The 16,608-nt window shown below is 70.6% G+C and carries 19 protein-coding genes, 1 tRNA gene and 1 pseudogene; 16 read left to right on the forward strand and 5 right to left on the reverse strand.

What is annotated here, in order from left to right; genetic code table 11:
• Position 1 precedes the first annotated feature (1 nt).
• Entirely contained in the window at positions 2–1,555 is a 1,554-nt protein-coding gene (locus AQI95_RS00365) for a helicase HerA-like domain-containing protein (RefSeq protein ID WP_067115361.1), read from the reverse strand.
• A gap of 114 nt (positions 1,556–1,669) precedes the next feature.
• Between AQI95_RS00365 and AQI95_RS00370 the strand changes: the two genes are divergently transcribed.
• Both AQI95_RS00370 and AQI95_RS00375 read left to right on the forward strand, forming a co-directional pair.
• Positions 1,670–1,966, forward strand: a complete 297-nt coding sequence (locus AQI95_RS00370; protein WP_004943146.1) for a type II toxin-antitoxin system VapB family antitoxin — start codon at positions 1,670–1,672, stop codon at positions 1,964–1,966.
• A gap of 103 nt (positions 1,967–2,069) precedes the next feature.
• A complete protein-coding gene (locus AQI95_RS00375) occupies positions 2,070–2,705 on the forward strand; it encodes a LytR C-terminal domain-containing protein (RefSeq protein ID WP_079070962.1) in 636 nt (211 codons plus the stop codon).
• A 41-nt stretch (positions 2,706–2,746) separates the two neighbouring features.
• On the opposite strand, the gene upp is transcribed toward AQI95_RS00375, so the two are convergent.
• Positions 2,747–3,382: a uracil phosphoribosyltransferase gene (upp, locus tag AQI95_RS00380; protein WP_067116894.1), complete on the reverse strand. Its 636-nt coding sequence runs from the start codon at positions 3,380–3,382 to the stop codon at positions 2,747–2,749.
• A 94-nt stretch (positions 3,383–3,476) separates the two neighbouring features.
• On the opposite strand from upp, the gene AQI95_RS00385 reads away from it, so the two are divergent.
• The 9 genes from AQI95_RS00385 to AQI95_RS44310 all read left to right on the forward strand — a co-directional run bounded on the left by AQI95_RS00385 (position 3,477) and on the right by AQI95_RS44310 (position 9,227).
• Positions 3,477–3,710 (forward strand): hypothetical protein, encoded by a 234-nt coding sequence (locus AQI95_RS00385; RefSeq protein ID WP_067115366.1) that lies wholly within the window; start codon positions 3,477–3,479, stop codon positions 3,708–3,710.
• A 333-nt stretch (positions 3,711–4,043) separates the two neighbouring features.
• On the forward strand, positions 4,044–4,586 hold the full coding sequence (locus tag AQI95_RS00390; protein WP_067115368.1) for a tRNA adenosine deaminase-associated protein: 543 nt from the start codon (positions 4,044–4,046) through the stop codon (positions 4,584–4,586).
• A gap of 68 nt (positions 4,587–4,654) precedes the next feature.
• Positions 4,655–5,086: a tRNA adenosine(34) deaminase TadA gene (tadA, locus tag AQI95_RS00395; protein WP_067116897.1), complete on the forward strand. Its 432-nt coding sequence runs from the start codon at positions 4,655–4,657 to the stop codon at positions 5,084–5,086.
• Between the two features lie 69 nt (positions 5,087–5,155).
• Positions 5,156–5,240 (forward strand) — tRNA-Ser (locus AQI95_RS00400).
• A 313-nt stretch (positions 5,241–5,553) separates the two neighbouring features.
• Positions 5,554–5,733, forward strand: a complete 180-nt coding sequence (locus AQI95_RS00405; RefSeq protein ID WP_067115370.1) for a hypothetical protein — start codon at positions 5,554–5,556, stop codon at positions 5,731–5,733.
• Positions 5,734–5,743: 10 nt separating this feature from the next.
• Positions 5,744–6,037 carry a Dabb family protein gene (locus tag AQI95_RS00410; RefSeq protein ID WP_067115372.1) on the forward strand — a complete coding sequence of 98 codons (294 nt, stop codon included), beginning with the start codon at positions 5,744–5,746 and terminating at the stop codon, positions 6,035–6,037.
• A gap of 185 nt (positions 6,038–6,222) precedes the next feature.
• Entirely contained in the window at positions 6,223–7,071 is an 849-nt protein-coding gene (locus tag AQI95_RS00415; RefSeq protein ID WP_067115374.1) for an RNA polymerase sigma factor SigF, read from the forward strand.
• Positions 7,072–7,419: 348 nt separating this feature from the next.
• Positions 7,420–8,358: an RNA polymerase sigma factor SigF gene (locus AQI95_RS00420; RefSeq protein WP_067115377.1), complete on the forward strand. Its 939-nt coding sequence runs from the start codon at positions 7,420–7,422 to the stop codon at positions 8,356–8,358.
• A gap of 38 nt (positions 8,359–8,396) precedes the next feature.
• Positions 8,397–9,227: a hypothetical protein gene (locus AQI95_RS44310; protein ID WP_079070964.1), complete on the forward strand. Its 831-nt coding sequence runs from the start codon at positions 8,397–8,399 to the stop codon at positions 9,225–9,227.
• Between the two features lie 30 nt (positions 9,228–9,257).
• Here the strand turns inward: AQI95_RS44310 and AQI95_RS00435 are convergent, their stop codons facing one another.
• Complete coding sequence (locus tag AQI95_RS00435) at positions 9,258–9,458, reverse strand: hypothetical protein (RefSeq protein WP_067115383.1); 201 nt, start codon at positions 9,456–9,458, stop codon at positions 9,258–9,260.
• Between the two features lie 206 nt (positions 9,459–9,664).
• On the opposite strand from AQI95_RS00435, the gene AQI95_RS00440 reads away from it, so the two are divergent.
• The 5 genes and pseudogenes from AQI95_RS00440 to AQI95_RS44315 all read left to right on the forward strand — a co-directional run.
• Entirely contained in the window at positions 9,665–10,159 is a 495-nt protein-coding gene (locus tag AQI95_RS00440; RefSeq protein ID WP_067115386.1) for a MarR family winged helix-turn-helix transcriptional regulator, read from the forward strand.
• Positions 10,160–10,247: 88 nt separating this feature from the next.
• Positions 10,248–12,725 (forward strand): MFS transporter, encoded by a 2,478-nt coding sequence (locus AQI95_RS00445; protein ID WP_067115389.1) that lies wholly within the window; start codon positions 10,248–10,250, stop codon positions 12,723–12,725.
• 102 nt (positions 12,726–12,827) lie between these two features.
• Positions 12,828–13,649: a YceI family protein gene (locus AQI95_RS00450; RefSeq protein WP_067115391.1), complete on the forward strand. Its 822-nt coding sequence runs from the start codon at positions 12,828–12,830 to the stop codon at positions 13,647–13,649.
• A gap of 48 nt (positions 13,650–13,697) precedes the next feature.
• Positions 13,698–14,168, forward strand: a complete 471-nt coding sequence (locus AQI95_RS00455; protein ID WP_067115395.1) for a PPOX class F420-dependent oxidoreductase — start codon at positions 13,698–13,700, stop codon at positions 14,166–14,168.
• A gap of 85 nt (positions 14,169–14,253) precedes the next feature.
• Positions 14,254–14,367, forward strand: a pseudogene (locus AQI95_RS44315) (PPOX class F420-dependent oxidoreductase); the annotation flags it as partial.
• On the opposite strand, the gene AQI95_RS00460 reads toward AQI95_RS44315, so the two are convergent.
• Positions 14,368–15,129 carry a TetR/AcrR family transcriptional regulator gene (locus tag AQI95_RS00460; protein WP_208614030.1) on the reverse strand — a complete coding sequence of 254 codons (762 nt, stop codon included), beginning with the start codon at positions 15,127–15,129 and terminating at the stop codon, positions 14,368–14,370.
• Positions 15,130–15,193: 64 nt separating this feature from the next.
• The gene (locus AQI95_RS00465) at positions 15,194–16,579 is read right to left on the reverse strand and encodes an MFS transporter (protein ID WP_208614031.1); all 1,386 of its coding nucleotides are present in this window, start codon (positions 16,577–16,579) and stop codon (positions 15,194–15,196) included.
• Positions 16,580–16,608 lie beyond the last annotated feature (29 nt).

Genomic DNA, 16,608 nt, shown 5'->3' on the forward strand with positions numbered 1-16,608 from the left:
GCTACCGTCTCCGCCGGGCCGTGCCGAACAGGGAGCGGGTGATCTCGCGGCCGAGCTGGGTGCCGACCGAACGGGCCAGGGACCGGAACATCCCGCTGCCCACGACCTGTTCGACCAGTGACGGCTCCGCCTTGGGCGGCCTCGCCACCGGGGCGGACTCCGGCTCCGGCCGGGCGCTCAGCCTCTCGTACGCCGACTCGCGGTCCACAGCCTGTGCATAACGGTCGTGGAGCGCGGACGCGCGCACCGCCCCGTCCAGTTCGGCCCCGTCCACCGGGCCCATCAGGGACTCCGGCGCCCGCAGCCGGACGGCGGCGACCGGGGTCGGGGCGCCGCTCTCGCCGAGCACGGTCACCACGGCCTCACCGGTGCCGAGGACGGTGAGCAGTTCCTCCAGGTCGTACGCCGACCTGGGGAAGGTCTGCACGGTCGCCTTCAGCGCCTTCTGGTCCTCGGGGGTGAAGGCGCGCAGGGCGTGCTGGACGCGGTTGCCGAGCTGGGCGAGGACGTCACCGGGCACGTCCTTCGGGGTCTGGGTGACGAAGAAGACGCCGACGCCCTTGGAGCGGATCAGCCGGACCGTCTGCGTGATGGAGTCCAGGAACGCCTTGGAGGCGTCGTCGAACAGCAGATGGGCCTCGTCGAAGAAGAACACCAGCTTCGGCCTGTCGGCGTCGCCGATCTCGGGCAGGTCGTGGAAGAGATCCGCCAGCAGCCACATCAGGAAGGTGGAGAACAGCTGCGGCCTGTCCTGCACCGCCGGGAGTTCGAGGACCGAGACGATCCCGCGCCCGCCCTCGGCCGTACGGAGGAAATCCGCCGTGTCGAACTCCGGCTCCCCGAAGAAGTCCGCCATGCCCTGCGCCTCGAAGGCCGTCAGGGAGCGCAGGATCACCCCGGCCGTCGCGGTGGACAGCCCGCCGACGTTCTTCAGCTCGGCCTTGCCCTCGTCGGAGGTGAGGAACGCGACGACCGCGCGCAGGTCCTTGAGGTCGATCAGTTCCAGGCCCTTGGTGTCGGCGTAGTGGAAGATCAGCCCGAGGGACTGCTCCTGGGTCCGGTTCAGCCCGAGCACCTTGGACAGCAGCACCGGGCCGAAGCTGGTGACCGTGGCCCGCACCGGGATGCCGTGACCCTGGCCGCCGAGCGCGAAGAACTCCGCCGGGAAGCCGGCCGGGGTCCACTCCTGGCCCACGTCGGCGGCCCGGGCGCCCACCCGGTCGCTCGCCTGCCCCGGACGGGCGATCCCGGACAGGTCGCCCTTGATGTCCGCGAGGAACACCGGCACGCCCTGCGCCGAGAGCTGCTCGGCGATCAGCTGCAGGGTCTTGGTCTTGCCGGTGCCGGTGGCGCCCGCGACCAGACCGTGCCGGTTGAGCACGGGGAGCGGGATGCGCACCGGGGCGTCCGGGTGGCAGACGCCGTCCCAGAGCAGGGCGCCCAGGTCCAGGGCGGGGCCCGCGAAGGCGTACCCGGAGGCGATCCTCCGTGCCTCGGCGGGGAGCGCGGCGGCGCTCTCGGGAGCGGCGGGCGGCCCGGTCTCGCTGTCACTCATCTCGGCCCCCTGCTCCCGGTAGCAGCACGTATGACCCTTTTGCGGCATCTTTTCAAGCGTTGCACTCCGCCGCCATGGCTGCGCCCGGAACGTCTTGACCGGTAGGCTTTCCGTGTGATCTTCAAGCGCATCGGAAACGGCCGGCCGTACCCCGACCACGGCCGGGAAAGCACCCGGCAGTGGGCGGACGTCGCGCCGCGCCCGGTCCGCCTCGATCAGCTCGTGACCACCAAACAGCAGCTCGACCTGGAGACCCTGCTGGCGGAGGACTCGACGTTCTACGGCGACCTCTTCGCACATGTCGTGAAGTGGCAGGGCGACCTCTATCTGGAGGACGGGCTGCACCGCGCGGTCCGCGCCGCCCTCCAGCAGCGCCAGGTGCTGCACGCCCGCGTGCTCGAACTCGACTGACCCGGCGCGACGCGGCTGTCAGCCTTGACCCTTTCGGGTTCGCTGAGCGGCATCGACTGATCATCTAATAGGCATCGTCGCTCGGGCGCACTACGCTGCGCCCATGAGCATGCTGACTCCCCCCGGCATGGGCGGCCAGTACCGGATCACGGGGGACAAATACCCTCGGATGCGTCCGCCGCGCCGACGCGGCAGGCTCGCAGCCGCCGTGGTGGCGTCCGTCGCCGTGCTCGGCCTGGTCGGCTGGGGCACCCTGCAGCTCATCGACGTCTTCACCGGCGACACCAGCACGACGGCGGCGGCCTCCGGCACCAAGGAGGACTGCCGGACCAAGGCGCAGGCGGTCGCCCGGGGCACGGCCCTGCCCAAGCCCGGCGACATCACCGTGAACGTCTACAACGCCACCGCCCGCACCGGGCTCGCCAAGGACACCGCGGACGAGCTGAGGAAACGCGGCTTCAAGATCGGCAACGTGGGCAACGCGAGCAAAGAGTTCGACAAGAAGGTGAAGAGCACCGGGGTGCTCCTCGGCCCGGCCGCCGCGCAGCGCACCTCACTGGCGGTCCTCGGCACCGAGCTGGCCGGTGCCGAGCAGCGCACCGACCCCCGCAAGGGCACCGACCTCGACCTCGTCATCGGCGACGGCTACAAGGGCCTGGCCCGGCCGGCGGCGGCGCAGCAGGCACTGACGGCCCTGACCGCGCCGGCGCCGGCGCCGTCCACGAAGAAGAGCTGCTGACGAGCGGGGGCGGGCCCGGCGGGCCCCGCAGGCGCGGAGAACTACTCGGCGGCCCCGTAGAGCCGGTCCCCCGCGTCCCCCAGCCCCGGGATGATGTACCCGTGCTCGTTGAGGTGGTCGTCCACCGCCGCCGTCACGACGGTCACCGGCGTCCCCGCCAGCTCCCGCTCCATCAGCTCGACGCCCTCGGGAGCGGCCAGCAGCACCACGGCGGTCACATCGTCCGCGCCGCGCTTGATCAGCTCCTGGATCGCCGCGACCAGCGTGCCGCCGGTGGCCAGCATCGGGTCCAGGACGTACACCTGGCGGCCCGAGAGGTCCTCCGGCATGCGCGAGGCGTACGTGGAGGCCTGCAGCGTCTCCTCGTTGCGGATCATGCCCAGGAAGCCGACCTCGGCGGTCGGCAGCAGCCGGACCATGCCGTCCAGCATGCCGAGACCGGCGCGCAGGATCGGCACGACCAGCGGGCGCGGGCGGGCCAGCTTGACGCCGGTCGTCCGCGCGACCGGGGTCTGGATGTCGACGGCCTCGGTGCGCACGTCCCGCGTGGCCTCGTAGGCGAGCAGGGTGACCAGTTCGTCGGCGAGCCGGCGGAAGGTCGCGGAGTCGGTGCGCTGGTCGCGCAGCGTGGAGAGCTTGTGGGCGACCAGGGGGTGGTCGACGACGTGGAGACGCATGCCCATAACGGTACCTGCGCCGCGCACCCCCTGGTGCTGGCGTCAAACCGCCCGAACGAGGGAAAGTGGGAGGGACGGACTGGGGTGGTGAGACGTGCCCGACCTGCCTGACAACGCGCCCGGGAACGCCGAAGGCTGCGCAGACACCGGCGAGCCCGCGCAGAGCGGCGGCGACATCCCCGAGACGGACGCCGAGCGGCGCCGCCGCCGCGCCCAATTCCTGCGGGACCTCGCCGAGGCCCGTGCGTTGCGCGCCCGGGTCCAGCCGCGACGCGCCAAGGCCGCCCGGCTGCGCCACGCGATGCGCATGCGGACGTTCCGCTGGTAGGCCGCCTGAAGGGGGAAGTTCTTGGGCAAGTCCCGGTAAGAAAGTTAACGGTGAGGAAGATCCACGCCTACGGCGGAGTTTGCGTGGTGGGCGTGCGTGAGTGCTGGGAAAAGCCGGTTACGATCCGCAGGTGGCGGTAACGAGCGGTCGGTTGCGTCGATGACGGATCCACGATCGAAACAGCAGACACAGGGAGCCGAAGACGTCCCCTGAAAGCCTTGTTTCTGCCACGATTCCGAGTGGGTGGGGCTCGGAGCCCTGGTTCTCTCCGCCCATGTACCTCCGCCGGGGGGACCCCCAACCGGCACGCCTATGACCAGTGGGAGAGTCACGGTGTACTTCGCCGCACTGCTCGCGCGCACCGAAGACGGGTGGGAAGCGAGCGACACAGAGCTCGACGATGTGGAGACCCTGTCGGATCTGGCCGACCTGGCCCGGGAAGCCTCTCCCGACGACGACACGGTGCTCGTCCTGATCGAGCAGGAGGAGGCCTGGTTCGGTGTCGTGCGCGTGGACGGCGAGGACGACCCTCGCATCTACGTCTCGGACGCGGCCGCCGCCCAGCGCAGCGCCTACGGCGAGCTGCTGCTCACCGACGAGTTGCTCGGCCGGGATCCGGGCGCCGACGACGTCGACGACCTGGACTCCCTGGACCTCGACGGCACGGAGGACGGTGAGCCCGAGGCCGAGGAGGACGACGACGGGGACGAGGGTGCCGCCGCCGACGCGGTCGCACACGGCCCGGTGGGCGACAGCGAGATCCTCACCGACCTGGGCATCAGCGGCAAGGAGCTGCGCGCCCTGGAGAGCGGGGACGCGCTGAGCGAGATCGCCGACATCCTGGGCGCCGCGGAGGTCCTGGAGGGCGTCCGCTGACCACACCACGGGCCCCACTGGGCGCACCCGACCCGGTGGACCCGGTACGCGACCGCTGGCGGGCCGCCATGCGGCTCGCCCTGGACGAGGCCGAACAGGCGGTCCGGGGCGGGGACGTACCCGTCGGCGCCGTCGTGCTGTCCCCGGACGGTACGACGGTGCTCGCCACCGGGCACAACGAGCGCGAGGCCACCGGTGACCCCACGGCTCACGCCGAGATCCTCGCGATCCGGCGGGCCGCGGCCCGGCTCGGGGAGTGGCGGCTGACCGGCTGCACGCTCGTCGTCACCCTGGAGCCGTGCACGATGTGCGCGGGTGCGATCGTCCAGTCCCGAGTCGACCGGGTCGTCTACGGTGCCCGGGACGAGAAGGCGGGCGCCGCGGGCTCGCTGTGGGACGTGATCCGCGACCGGCGCCTCAATCACCGTCCTGAGGTCGTCGAGGGCGTGTCGGCGGCGGAGTGCGCCCGGCTTCTCACGGAGTTCTTCCGGGACCGCTGACAGGGCCCCCGACGGGGCCGCCGAATTCCGATTTCAAACCATGCCCCACCGTGCTGTAAGGTCTCCCTCGGTAGCGTGTCCGAGCGGCCGAAGGAGCTCGCCTCGAAAGCGAGTGTGGCGCAAGTCACCGAGGGTTCAAATCCCTCCGCTACCGCTTGAAGAAGGGCCCCGTCGAAAGACGGGGCCCTTCGTACGTCCTGAGGAAGGGACGCAGGGGACCGGACCCCCAAGTGCGCGCCGCTTCCGGGGGGATGTCGCGGCCCGCACCCCGCAGTGGGGGTCCTGTCCCCGCCCCGCGGATTCCTGCCAGACCCACCGGGCTCCTCCATCCTGCGCCGCGCGGCGCCGGTGCGGGCCCGGCAAAAGACCTAGGACGGCGGGCCGTTGGTCCTTAAAAGAGGGGTGAAGGTTACACTCGCCGCCGGCAGCAGGGCGCTCGCAGGGCAGAAAGCACAGGGGAGGCCGCGATGACGGTGAACGCCAAGAAGATCGCCGTGTACGTGCTCGTGGTCTTCTGTCTCTACGTGATCATCACGGACCCGGCCAAGGCGGCCGACTACGTCCAGATAGGCTTCGAGGGCATATCGGACGCGGCCAAGGCCATAGGCGACTTCATGACCTGGGTCGCCCACGGAGGAAAGAGCTGAGGTACATCCCATGATCCGCCATCTGGTCCTCTTCAAGCTCAACGAAGGCGTCGAGCGCGACGATCCGCGGGTCGTGGCCGGCGTGGAGGCCTTCAACGCCCTCGGCGGCCAGATCGAGGAGCTGCGCTTCTGGGAGTGCGCGTGGAACATCAGCGACCGCCCGATCGCCTACGACTTCGCGATCAACTCGGCGGTCGAGGACACCGACGCCCTCAAGCGCTATCTGGAGCATCCGGCTCATCAGGCGGGTGTCGCCCTGTGGCGCGAGTTCGCCACGTGGGTGATCGCCGACTACGCTTTCTGATCCCCTCGGGACTCCCGCGCTCGACACAGCCCTCCGCCGGATCGGCGGGGGGCTTTCGTGCGTCCTGCGCCCCAACTTGTCAAAATTGGACAACAACACGGCGTTATGCGGTGCTTGCACACAGTGCACACTCTTGTGATGCTATGACCACTTTTGACGGATGATTGACCGATGAAGAGGTGGCGTTGACCGTGTCGGCCAGTACTGCGCCGCCCCAGGAGGAGGCGACCACCCCTGCCCCCGCGCCCGCTCCCGCGGCCCCCGAGAAGCGGCGTGGCGCCGACACCCGAGCCCTCACCCAGGTGCTCTTCGCCGAGCTGAAGGAGCTGACACCGGGCACGCCGGAGCACAACCGGGTACGGGGGGCGCTGATCGAGGCGAACCTCCCGCTCGTGCGCTACGCCGCCGCGCGCTTCCGTTCCCGCAACGAGCCGATGGAGGACGTGGTCCAGGTCGGCACCATCGGCCTGATCAACGCCATCGACCGGTTCGACCCGGACCGGGGGGTGCAGTTCCCGACCTTCGCGATGCCGACCGTGGTCGGCGAGATCAAACGGTACTTCCGGGACAACGTCCGCACGGTCCACGTACCGCGCCGGCTGCACGAGCTGTGGGTGCAGGTCAACAGCGCCACCGAGGACCTGACCACGCTCTACGGCCGCTCCCCGTCCACCGCCGAGATCGCCGAGCGCCTGCGCATCAGCGAGGAGGAGGTGCTGAGCTGCATCGAGGCGGGACGGTCGTACCACGCCACCTCGCTGGAGGCCGCCCAGGAGGGCGACGGGCTGCCCGGCCTGCTGGACCGCATCGGCTACGAGGACCCGGCCCTGGACGGCGTGGAGCACCGGGACCTCATCCGGCATCTGCTCGTCCAACTCCCCGAGCGCGAACAGAGAATCCTTCTTCTGCGCTACTACAGCAATCTGACCCAGTCACAGATCAGCGCGGAACTCGGCGTCTCCCAGATGCATGTCTCCCGGCTCCTCGCCCGTAGCTTCCAGCGGCTGCGTTCGGCAAATCGAATCGACGCATAGAGCCGGTCGAGACGGAGCACAGCGGGTGTCCACCCGATGCATGACAGGCGCACGGAAGCACAGGCAGGAACGCACCCTGCATCGCAAGCCTGATCGATGCATCATCATCGCGAGCGAATCGCTCACCAGCGCCGATGCCGACAGCAGCGCCCCGAACAGGCGCCAGACCCCGTCTTTCCAGGGCTGATTCGCCTCTTGCATGTCGACATGTCACTACAGCGCGTTGCCGACATGTGACATTCTGCGGGAGACGCGTTTGCCGGACCCTCTGATCCGGTATTCAGGTGAAGGCTGCGTTGACCGAAAGGCGCCGCCGCCACGACCGTCCCGCGACCCAAAGGGGGTGGCATGTCCGCAGACCAGGGCAGCTCGAAGGTGCTGACGCCCGCGATGAGCGAGGCAGCGCCCAAGGAGCTCGACGCGCTCGACGTCCTCGACGGCATCGAGGGCGTCACGGCCCTCGACGCCGTGCCGGCCCCGCCCGCCCAGGCGGCCGCCGACATCCCGGCCCCGCCGGCCTCGGGAGACATCGACACCCGCACGCTGTCCCGCTCCCTGTTCCTGCGGCTGGCCGCCCTCGGCGAGAACAGCCCGGAGCGGGCGTACGTGCGGGACACCCTGATCGAGCTGAATCTGCCGCTGGTCCGCTACGCGGCCGCGCGCTTCCGCTCCCGCAACGAACCGATGGAGGACATCGTCCAGGTCGGCACCATCGGCCTGATCAAGGCGATCGACCGGTTCGACTGCGAACGGGGCGTGGAGTTCCCGACGTTCGCGATGCCGACGGTCGTCGGAGAGATCAAGCGCTTCTTCCGCGACACCTCGTGGTCGGTGCGCGTCCCGCGCCGTCTGCAGGAGCTGCGCCTGGCCCTGACCAAGGCCAGCGACGAGCTGTCCCAGAAGCTGGACCGCTCTCCCACGGTGACGGAGCTGGCCGCGGTGCTCGGCGTCTCCGAGGAGGACGTGGTCGACGGCCTCGCGGTGGGCAACGCCTACACCGCCTCCTCGCTGGACTCCCCGGCCCCCGAGGACGACGGCGGCGAGGGCTCCCTGGCCGACCGGCTCGGCTACGAGGACACGGCCCTGGAGGGCGTCGAGTACCGCGAGTCCCTGAAGCCCCTGCTGGCCAAACTCCCGCCCCGCGAACGCCGGATCATCATGCTCCGCTTCTTCGCGAACATGACCCAGTCGCAGATCGGCGAAGAGGTCGGCATCTCCCAGATGCACGTCTCCCGCCTCCTCACCCGCACCCTGGCCCAGCTGCGTGAAGGCCTGATCTCGGACTGAGGGTTCAATTCTGACGGTTCGTCAGTGACACTGGCTCGATGCTGCGAGCGACAGGGCCGGACGACACCGCACGAACGACACGTGCGACACGTGCGACATGGACGCATGGCCGCCGAGGCGCCGTTACGGCAGCGTCGGCGGCCGTCGTCGTTCTGGGCGGGGTACTGGCCGCCTGTGCGGGCCACGGCCCCGGCGGCGGCTATGTCGCGATCGGCGCGGCGGGCGGCCCGGAGCGAGGGAGCACGACAAGGGCGGCACCGACCGGCTCGGTCTCGCTGGTGCCGCTGGACAGCGGGAAGAACGGCGCGAAGGACGGCGGGAAGGCCCGCGGGACCAACGGCAGAGACACGCCGAGCGGCAGCCGGGGGCCGAGCAACTCCCCGGTGGACGCGCCCGGTTCAGGGCAGCCGAGCGGATCGCCCGGGGACACCGGCAGCGCGCAGCAGGTCACGCCGTCGGCGGACCCGCCCGGCACGTCCGCCGGCACGCCCGGACCTGCGGCACCCACGCCGCCCACACCCGGCTCGCCCACCCCGACTACCGGCCCCGGCAGGACCGCGACGCCCGCCGCCCTCTCCTGGGGCAAGCCGACGACGAAGGCCGTGGATCAGCGCTGGTGCCAGAAGGTGACCGTCGGCTTCCACAATTCCGGGGGTACGGCGGTGCGTTCGGGATCGGTGACGTTCGGCACGCACATCATCGGCGCGCTCGGCATCGACTGGGGGACGGTCGACTCCGCCGCCGACCTCCCGGTGCCGATCGCGCCGGGCGCGCACAAGAGCCCCACCTGGACGGTGTGCGTCGACGCCTGGCGCGTGCCGCTCGGCATGCACATCGAGACGCGGGACGTGTCCGTCCAGTGGAAGTAGGGGCGGACGGCGCCGAGAGCGCCGTACGCCTCAGCCGAGCGCCAGCCAGGCGACGCCCGCCACCACGACGAGGGCGACGATGACACCGATGATCACGCCGATGCGGGGGCCGGAGGAGGCGGCCGCCTGCTGCTGCCGACCCCCCTGGGGAGCCTCGTCGACGAACGCGCGGAACATCTGGGTGCTGCCGGCGGGGTCGTAATTGCCCTGGGGGCCCTGGGTGTTAGCCATGGCCCGAGACCTTAGCGAAGACGGGCCGGGCCGCCCAAGTGGGGGGCCACCGGGACAGAGGGGGGCACCTCACCCGCACCGGCCTGCAAGTTTACGTTCGCAATACTTGCCTTTGCCAACTTTTTGCGCCGAGGTGCGCCGATTTGTTTGCCTGCAGCAACCAAACACCCCTATGGTTGCCCCAAGCAACGAATACGGGAGGTGTGATGGCCGAGCAGGCGCAATTCGAAGAGCTGGCGCGCCAGCTCAGTGCCGTCGGAGCCGTGAAACGGGACATGGGGCGGATCCTGCCGCCCGACTGCCCGGCCGGTTCGGCCGCCGTGCTGACACTGCTCGGCCGCCACGGAGACATGCGCATGAGCAAGCTCGCCGAGCTGCTCGCCGTGGACATGTCGGTCACCAGCCGGCATGTCGCACACGTCGCCGCGCGCGGCTGGATCGAACGGCACCCGGACCCGGCGGACAAGCGCTCGCGCATCCTGCGCCTGACGCCCGTCGGCCTGGCACAGCTGGACGAGCTGTCCCGGCGCACCACGCATCTGCTCACCGAGCGGCTCGCCGACTGGAGCGACGACGACGTGAACCAGCTGATCCGGCTGATGACCCGGCTGCGCGCGTCCTTCGGCGACTGCCGGTCCGCCCCGCTCCGGCTCTCCGATCCCGTACTCGAAGAGACCACCCGTACACCCGCAAGCACGTAAGAAAAGGACGCCCATGGCAACGACCACACCAGCCGGTGTGCGGGCTCATGCCAAGCACGGGGGAGGCTCCCCGGCGGAGCACGCCCCCATGACGCACCGGCAGATCATGGAGGCGCTGTCCGGCCTGCTCCTGGGCCTGTTCGCCGCCATCCTCTCCTCCACGATCGTCACCAACGCACTGCCGACGATCATCAAGAGCATCGGCGGCGGCCAGTCCGCCTACACCTGGGTCGTCACGGCGGCGCTGCTCGCCATGACCGCCTCCGTGCCGCTGTGGGGCAAGCTCGCCGACCTGGTCAGCAAGAAGGCGCTCGTCCAGATATCCCTGGTCATCTACGTCATAGGCTCGGTCGTCGCCGGTCTCGCGCAGAACCCGGCGATGCTGATCAGCGCGCGTGTCATCCAGGGCCTCGGCGCCGGCGGTCTGTCCGCCCTGGTGCAGGTCATCATGGCCGCGATGATCTCCCCGCGCGAGCGCGGCCGGTACTCCGGCTACACCGGCGCCACCTTCGCCCTCGCCACCGTCGGCGGCCCGCTGCTCGGCGGTGTCATCACCGACACCTCCTGGCTCGGCTGGCGCTACTGCCTCTTCGTCGGTATCCCCTTCGCGCTGATCGCGCTCGTCGTGCTGCAGAAGACGCTGCACCTGCCGGTCGCCAAGCGGAAGGTCAAGGTCGACTGGACCGGCGCCTTCTTCATCACCGCCGCCGCCTCGCTGCTGCTGGTCTGGGTCACCTTCGCCAACGACAAGTACGACTGGCTGTCCTGGCAGACGTACACGATGGTGGGCGGCACGATCGTGCTCGCGCTGCTGTTCGTGTTCACCGAGACCAAGGCCGCCGAGCCGATCATCCCGCTGCGCTTCTTCCGCAACCGCACGATCACGCTGGCCTCGCTGGCCTCGCTGTTCGTCGGTGTCGGCATGTACTCGGGCACCGTGTTCTTCTCGCAGTACTTCCAGCTGGCCCGCGACAAGTCGCCGACGATGTCCGGCGTCATGACCATCCCGATGATCGGCGGCCTGTTCGTCGCGTCCATGGTCTCCGGCCGCTTCATCACCAGCACAGGACGCTGGAAGGGCTGGCTGGTCGGCGGCGGTGTCGCCCTCACGGCGGGCCTCGCCCTGCTCGGCCTGATGCGCTACGACACGCCGTACTGGGAGCTGTCGATCTACATGGCGCTGCTCGGCATCGGCGTCGGAACGATGATGCAGAACCTGGTGCTGTCCACGCAGAACCAGGTCCAGCCGAAGGACCTGGGCGCCGCCTCCTCCGTGGTGAGCTTCTTCCGCTCCCTCGGCGGTGCGGTCGGCGTCGGCGTGCTCGGCTCGGTCATGTCGGAGCGGATCACCCACCACGCCAAGGACACCATCACCGAGCTGAGCCCGAAGGCGCAGCAGGCCGCGGCCAAGGCCGTCGGCAGCAGCAACCTTCCCGACATGAACGCGCTGCCGGCCCCGGTGCGCAACTGGCTGGAGGGCGCCTACGGCCACGGCATCGCGGACGTCTTCCTGTACGCGGCCCCGTGCGCGCTGATCGCGTTCATCACGGTGCTGTTCATCAAGGAGGTCCCGCTGCGGACGTCCGGTGCGCTGGCCCAGGCCGCGCAGGAGAAGGCCGGGGCGGTCGCGGAAGCCGCCGCCCCCGTGGAGATGACTGTGGAGAACATCGTGCAGGAGCCCGCGCAGCAGAAGGTGCCCGGCTGGGCCACGCCCGTCGTGTCGGACACGTCCACCGCGGCACAGGCCGGCGCCGCGGCGCCGGTGGCCACCGCCGTCGCGACGATCGCCGAGCCCGCCCCGGGCGGCGGCACCCCGGTGCACGGCTTCGTCCGCGGCGCCGAGAGCGCCCCGGTCCCGCAGGCCGCGGTCACCCTGATCTCGCTGGCCGGCCGCCAGCTGGGTCGCGCGGTCGCCCAGCCCGACGGCGCCTACTTCCTCGACGCCCCCGGCACGGGCTCGTACGTCCTGATCGCCTCCGCCGACGGCTACCAGCCGCAGGCCTCCACCGTCGTGGTGGGCGAGGAGCCGCTGGCGTACGACATCCTGCTCAGCGGCACCAGCGGGCTGACCGGTGTGGTCCGGGCCGCCGGGAGCGTGCTGCCGGTCAAGGACGCGATGGTGATCGTCACCGACGTACGCGGTGATCTGCTGGCCACCGCCGCCACCGGCGAGCAGGGCGAGTTCGCCTTCACCGACCTGGTGCCCGGCACGGTCACCATGGCCGTCAACGCGAACGGGTTCCGGCCGCGTGCGCTGCCGGTCGAGATCGGCGGCGCCGGGGTCACCCGGATCGAGATCGACCTGGACGCCGGCGCCCACCTCCAGGGTGTCGTCAAGGCCCCGCACGGACCGCTGGCCGACGCCCGCGTGACGCTCGTCGACCAGGCGGGCAACGTGGTCGGCACGGCCACCACCGGCGCGGACGGCGCCTACGCCTTCACCGACCTGAACAGCGGCGAGTACACCGTCATCGCGACGGGCTACCCGCCGATGGCGACGGCCCTGACCGTGGCCGGCACGGGAGTCGACGGCCACGACATCCGGCTCGCCCACCCCGACGAGTAGTTCCGCCCGGCCCGCGGCGGGGCACGCTCCGACCGGAGACGCCCCGCCACGGGCCGGTTCTTCATACGACCAGTTTGTAAGGCTTTGCAGGGAGAAAACGGGATGGGACTGACCGCGAAGATCCGCACGCGGGACGGGTGGGCCGTGTCGCACGCGGTCGTCACGGTGACCGACATGACCGGTACGCAGGTGCTGCGCGCCGAGGCGGACGCCGAGGGGGCCGTACGGGACACCACCGAGCTGGCGCCGGGGGCGTACACCGTGATCGTGACGGCCGTCGGATACGCGCCCGCCGCGTCCAGCGCGATCGTCACCGCGAGCGGACGGGCCGAGGTCGGCACGGTCACGCTGGCCCGGCAGGGCGGCACCGAGCTGCCGCCACCCGGGCCCTGGACCATCGACCCCGTGCACTCCTCCGTCGCCGCGGTCGCCCAGCACCTGGGGATCTCCAGCGTGCACGGCCGGTTCACGGAGTTCGGCGGCACGATCGAGATCGCGCCGGACGACGTCACCAAGTCCCGTGTGGAGGCGGTGATCAAGGCCGCGTCCGTCGACACGGACAACGGCATGCGCGACACCCACCTGAAGTCCGGGGACTTCCTGGACGTGGAGAACCACCCGGAGATCACCTACCGCTCCACGGGTGTGACGACGGCCGGCTCGGACCGCTGGACCGTGCACGGTGAGCTGTCCATGCACGGCGTCGTACGACCGGTGGACCTGGACCTCGCCTACCTCGGCACCGGCGCGGACCCCTGGGGCGGCACGCGCGCCGCGTTCCGCGCGACCGCCGAACTGCACCGCGAGGACTTCGCGATGAACTACAACCAGGTCCTGCAGGCCGGCATCGCCGCGATCGGCACGACGCTGAGGGTGGAGCTGAACATCCAGGCGGTCCAGGGCGACTCGCTCCCCCAGGCGTAGGCACGACAGGGTCAGCCACGGGGCGCATGTTGCCCCTAGGCTGCCCCCATGGCACCGAACATCGCTACCAACACCCGTGTATCGCTGGACGAGCTGCTGGACTTCGTACGGCCCCGGCACCGGGCCCTGCTCATCACCCGGCGGGCCGGCGGCGGGCCGCAGGCCTCCCCGCTGACCTGCGGGGTCGACGACTCGGGACGGATCGTCGTCTCGACCTACCCCGAACGTGCCAAGACCCGCAACGCCAAACGCGACTCCCGGGTCAGCCTGCTCGTGCTGAGCGACGAGTGGAACGGGCCCTGGGTCCAGATCGACGGCTCGGCCGAGGTCATCGACCCGCCGGACTCGGTGGAGCCGCTGGTCGAGTACTACCGCAACATCGCCGGTGAACACCCCGACTGGGACGAATACCGCGCGGCGATGGTCAAGCAGGGCAAGTCGATCATCCGCGTGACACCGGAGCACTGGGGACCGGTCGCCACCGGCGGGTTCCCGGCGAGACTGGCCACCGACCGATGAACACCGCCCACCCCCACCCGACGGACGGAGTCCGGCGCAGCGCCTCGAAGCCTGCGAAGCAGCGCGAGAGACGCAGACAGAAGACGCCCGCGCGGCGATGGTCAAGCAGGGCAAGTCGATCATCCGCGTGACACCGGAGCACTGGGGACCGGTCGCCACCGGCGGGTTCCCGGCGCGGCTGGTGTCGGGCGAGGAGTAGTCAGCCGCGTGCCACCATCGCCTCGATGCCGGCGACCAGCAGGTCCAGGGCGAAGGTGAAGTCGCGGTCCAGCATCTCGGCCACCGTGTCCCCGCCGCGGGCCGCCAGGAGGTCCTTGGACTCCTCGACGGCCTCGGCGGTCTCCGGCGACTCGGCCACGACGGCCATGGCCTGCTGGTGGTACTCGTCGGCGCTCAGCCCGGTGTCCGAGATCCGGGCGGAGAAGTGGCCCTCGACCGTGCCGTAGCCGTACACGAACTGGAAGACGGCCGAGATCGCCCCCATCACCCCGTGCGGGGGCAGCCCCGTGCGGCGGACCACCCGCTGGACCACGCGGGAGAAGTCCAGCGAGTTCGGGCCGATGTTGAGGTAGCGCCCCGCCAGCGGCGACAGCCAGGGGTGACGCACCAGCAGCGCCCGGTACTCGGTGGCCAGCGCCCGCAGTTGCTCGCGCCAGTCCTCGTCCTCGGCGTCCGGATCGGGCAGCCGCAGCTCGCCGAAGGCGGCGTCCAGGGCGAGTTCGAGCAGGTCGTCCTTGGTGTCGACGTACCAGTACACGGACATCGCGGTGACGTTCAGCTCGGCGGCCAGCCGCCGCATGGAGAACTTCTCCAACCCCTCGGCATCGAGCAGCCGCACGGACACCGAGGTGATCCGCTCCCGGTCGAGCCCTGAGGGCTGGCCGCCACCGCGCCCACCCCGCCGGGTCTTCGCCCCCAGCCACACACTGGCTCGGGCCGACCGCTCTGCTTCCTTCACCACAGCCGCACCTTCCTCGATTCCGGCCACTGGTCCAACCTAGAGGGCGCGGGGCCGCCCCGAGCGCTCAGACGCTCACCCGCTCCGCCCGCCGCAACAGCCCCGCTGCCACGAACGCCCCGGCCAGCACGGCGACGGCACCGACCAGCTGGCCGGTGCCCAGCCCGGCGGACAGGGACTCCCCGGACGCCACGGAAGAGCTGAGCACGGCGCCCAGGACGGCGACACCGAGACCGTTCCCGAACTCGGCGAGGGTGCCGTTGATCCCGGCCCCGATCCCCGCCTTCTCCGCGGGAATCGCGCTCATGATGGCGTGGGCCATCGCCGGGTTGGCGACCGCGGCCCCCGCGCCGATCAGCACCAGCCCCAGCAGGGTTCCGGCGTACCCCCCGGAGTCCACCTCGGCTATGGCGACCAGTCCCCCCGCCATCAGCACCATCCCGAGCGCGACCGACACCGGCGTGCCCAGCCTGGCGTACCACTTCGCCGACAGCCCCGTGAAGTTGAGCAGCACCACGGTCAGCGCCAGCGGAGCGGTCCGCAGCCCCGCCTCCAACGGCCCGTACCCGAGCACGAACTGCAGGTGCTGGGTGAGCAGGAACATCGCTCCGCCCATCCCGAACATGAGGAGCACCGCCCCGGCGACCGCGCCTGTGAACCGCCGGTCCCGGAAGAAGTGCAGATCGAGCATCGGCTCGGCGATCCGGCTCTCCCACCAGGCGAAGGCGCCGAGCACGAGCACCGCTGCGGCAGCCATGGCGAGCACGCGCAAAGAGGTCCAGCCGTGGCTCGGTCCGGAGATGATCGCGAAGACCAGCGAGGCCATGCCGATGGTCGACAGCACTGCGCCGAGCAGGTCGGGACGGTCGCCGCCGGGGCTCTTCGACTCCGGTACGAGGGCCACCACGGCGATCAGACCCAGCGCCGCGACCGGGATGTTGATCAGGAAGATCGCACCCCACCAGAAGTGGTTCAGCACGAAGCCGCCGATGAGCGGACCGCCCGCGAAGCCGAGCGCGTTGACCGCGCTCCAGATCCCGATCGCCTTCGGCTGCTCCTCGGGCGTGAAGATCTGCATGGCCACGGCGAGTGTGGTGGTGAGCAGCAGCGCTCCACCGACGCCCATACCGGCCCGCGCGGCGATCAACTGGCCGGTGGATCCGGCGAGTCCGGCCACCAGCGAGCCGATCCCGAACAGGGCGAGCCCCGCGACGAGCATCTTCTTGCGGCCGTAGCGGTCGGCGGCGCTGCCCGCGGTGAGCAGCAGGCCGGACTGCACCAGTGAGTAGGCGTTGATCATCCACTGGATGTCGGAGGTGGCCGCGTGCAGCTCGTGGGTGAGCGAGGGGATGGCCACGTTCAGGACGGTGTTGTCGAGCAGCACGGTGAGCTGGGCCAGGCAGATGACGCCGAGGATCAGCCAGCGCTGGGGGTGGCCTTGGGAGGTGGACATGCTGTACACCGTATAGCCGTCGCTATACG

It is taken from the genome of Streptomyces yokosukanensis (assembly GCF_001514035.1).
Lineage (GTDB): Bacteria > Actinomycetota > Actinomycetes > Streptomycetales > Streptomycetaceae > Streptomyces > Streptomyces yokosukanensis.

Coding starts and splice junctions, on each gene's coding strand:
- AQI95_RS00365 (WP_067115361.1), bottom strand. CDS start 1,555: ATGAGTGACAGCGAGACCGGGCCGCCCGCCGCTCCCGAGAGCGCCGCC.
- AQI95_RS00375 (WP_079070962.1), top strand. CDS start 2,070: ATGAGCATGCTGACTCCCCCCGGCATGGGCGGCCAGTACCGGATCACG.
- upp (WP_067116894.1), bottom strand. CDS start 3,382: ATGCGTCTCCACGTCGTCGACCACCCCCTGGTCGCCCACAAGCTCTCC.
- tadA (WP_067116897.1), top strand. CDS start 4,655: ATGCGGCTCGCCCTGGACGAGGCCGAACAGGCGGTCCGGGGCGGGGAC.
- AQI95_RS00405 (WP_067115370.1), top strand. CDS start 5,554: ATGACGGTGAACGCCAAGAAGATCGCCGTGTACGTGCTCGTGGTCTTC.
- AQI95_RS00410 (WP_067115372.1), top strand. CDS start 5,744: ATGATCCGCCATCTGGTCCTCTTCAAGCTCAACGAAGGCGTCGAGCGC.
- AQI95_RS00420 (WP_067115377.1), top strand. CDS start 7,420: ATGTCCGCAGACCAGGGCAGCTCGAAGGTGCTGACGCCCGCGATGAGC.
- AQI95_RS44310 (WP_079070964.1), top strand. CDS start 8,397: ATGCTGCGAGCGACAGGGCCGGACGACACCGCACGAACGACACGTGCG.
- AQI95_RS00435 (WP_067115383.1), bottom strand. CDS start 9,458: ATGGCTAACACCCAGGGCCCCCAGGGCAATTACGACCCCGCCGGCAGC.
- AQI95_RS00440 (WP_067115386.1), top strand. CDS start 9,665: ATGGCCGAGCAGGCGCAATTCGAAGAGCTGGCGCGCCAGCTCAGTGCC.
- AQI95_RS00445 (WP_067115389.1), top strand. CDS start 10,248: ATGACGCACCGGCAGATCATGGAGGCGCTGTCCGGCCTGCTCCTGGGC.
- AQI95_RS00450 (WP_067115391.1), top strand. CDS start 12,828: ATGGGACTGACCGCGAAGATCCGCACGCGGGACGGGTGGGCCGTGTCG.
- AQI95_RS00455 (WP_067115395.1), top strand. CDS start 13,698: ATGGCACCGAACATCGCTACCAACACCCGTGTATCGCTGGACGAGCTG.
- AQI95_RS00465 (WP_208614031.1), bottom strand. CDS start 16,579: ATGTCCACCTCCCAAGGCCACCCCCAGCGCTGGCTGATCCTCGGCGTC.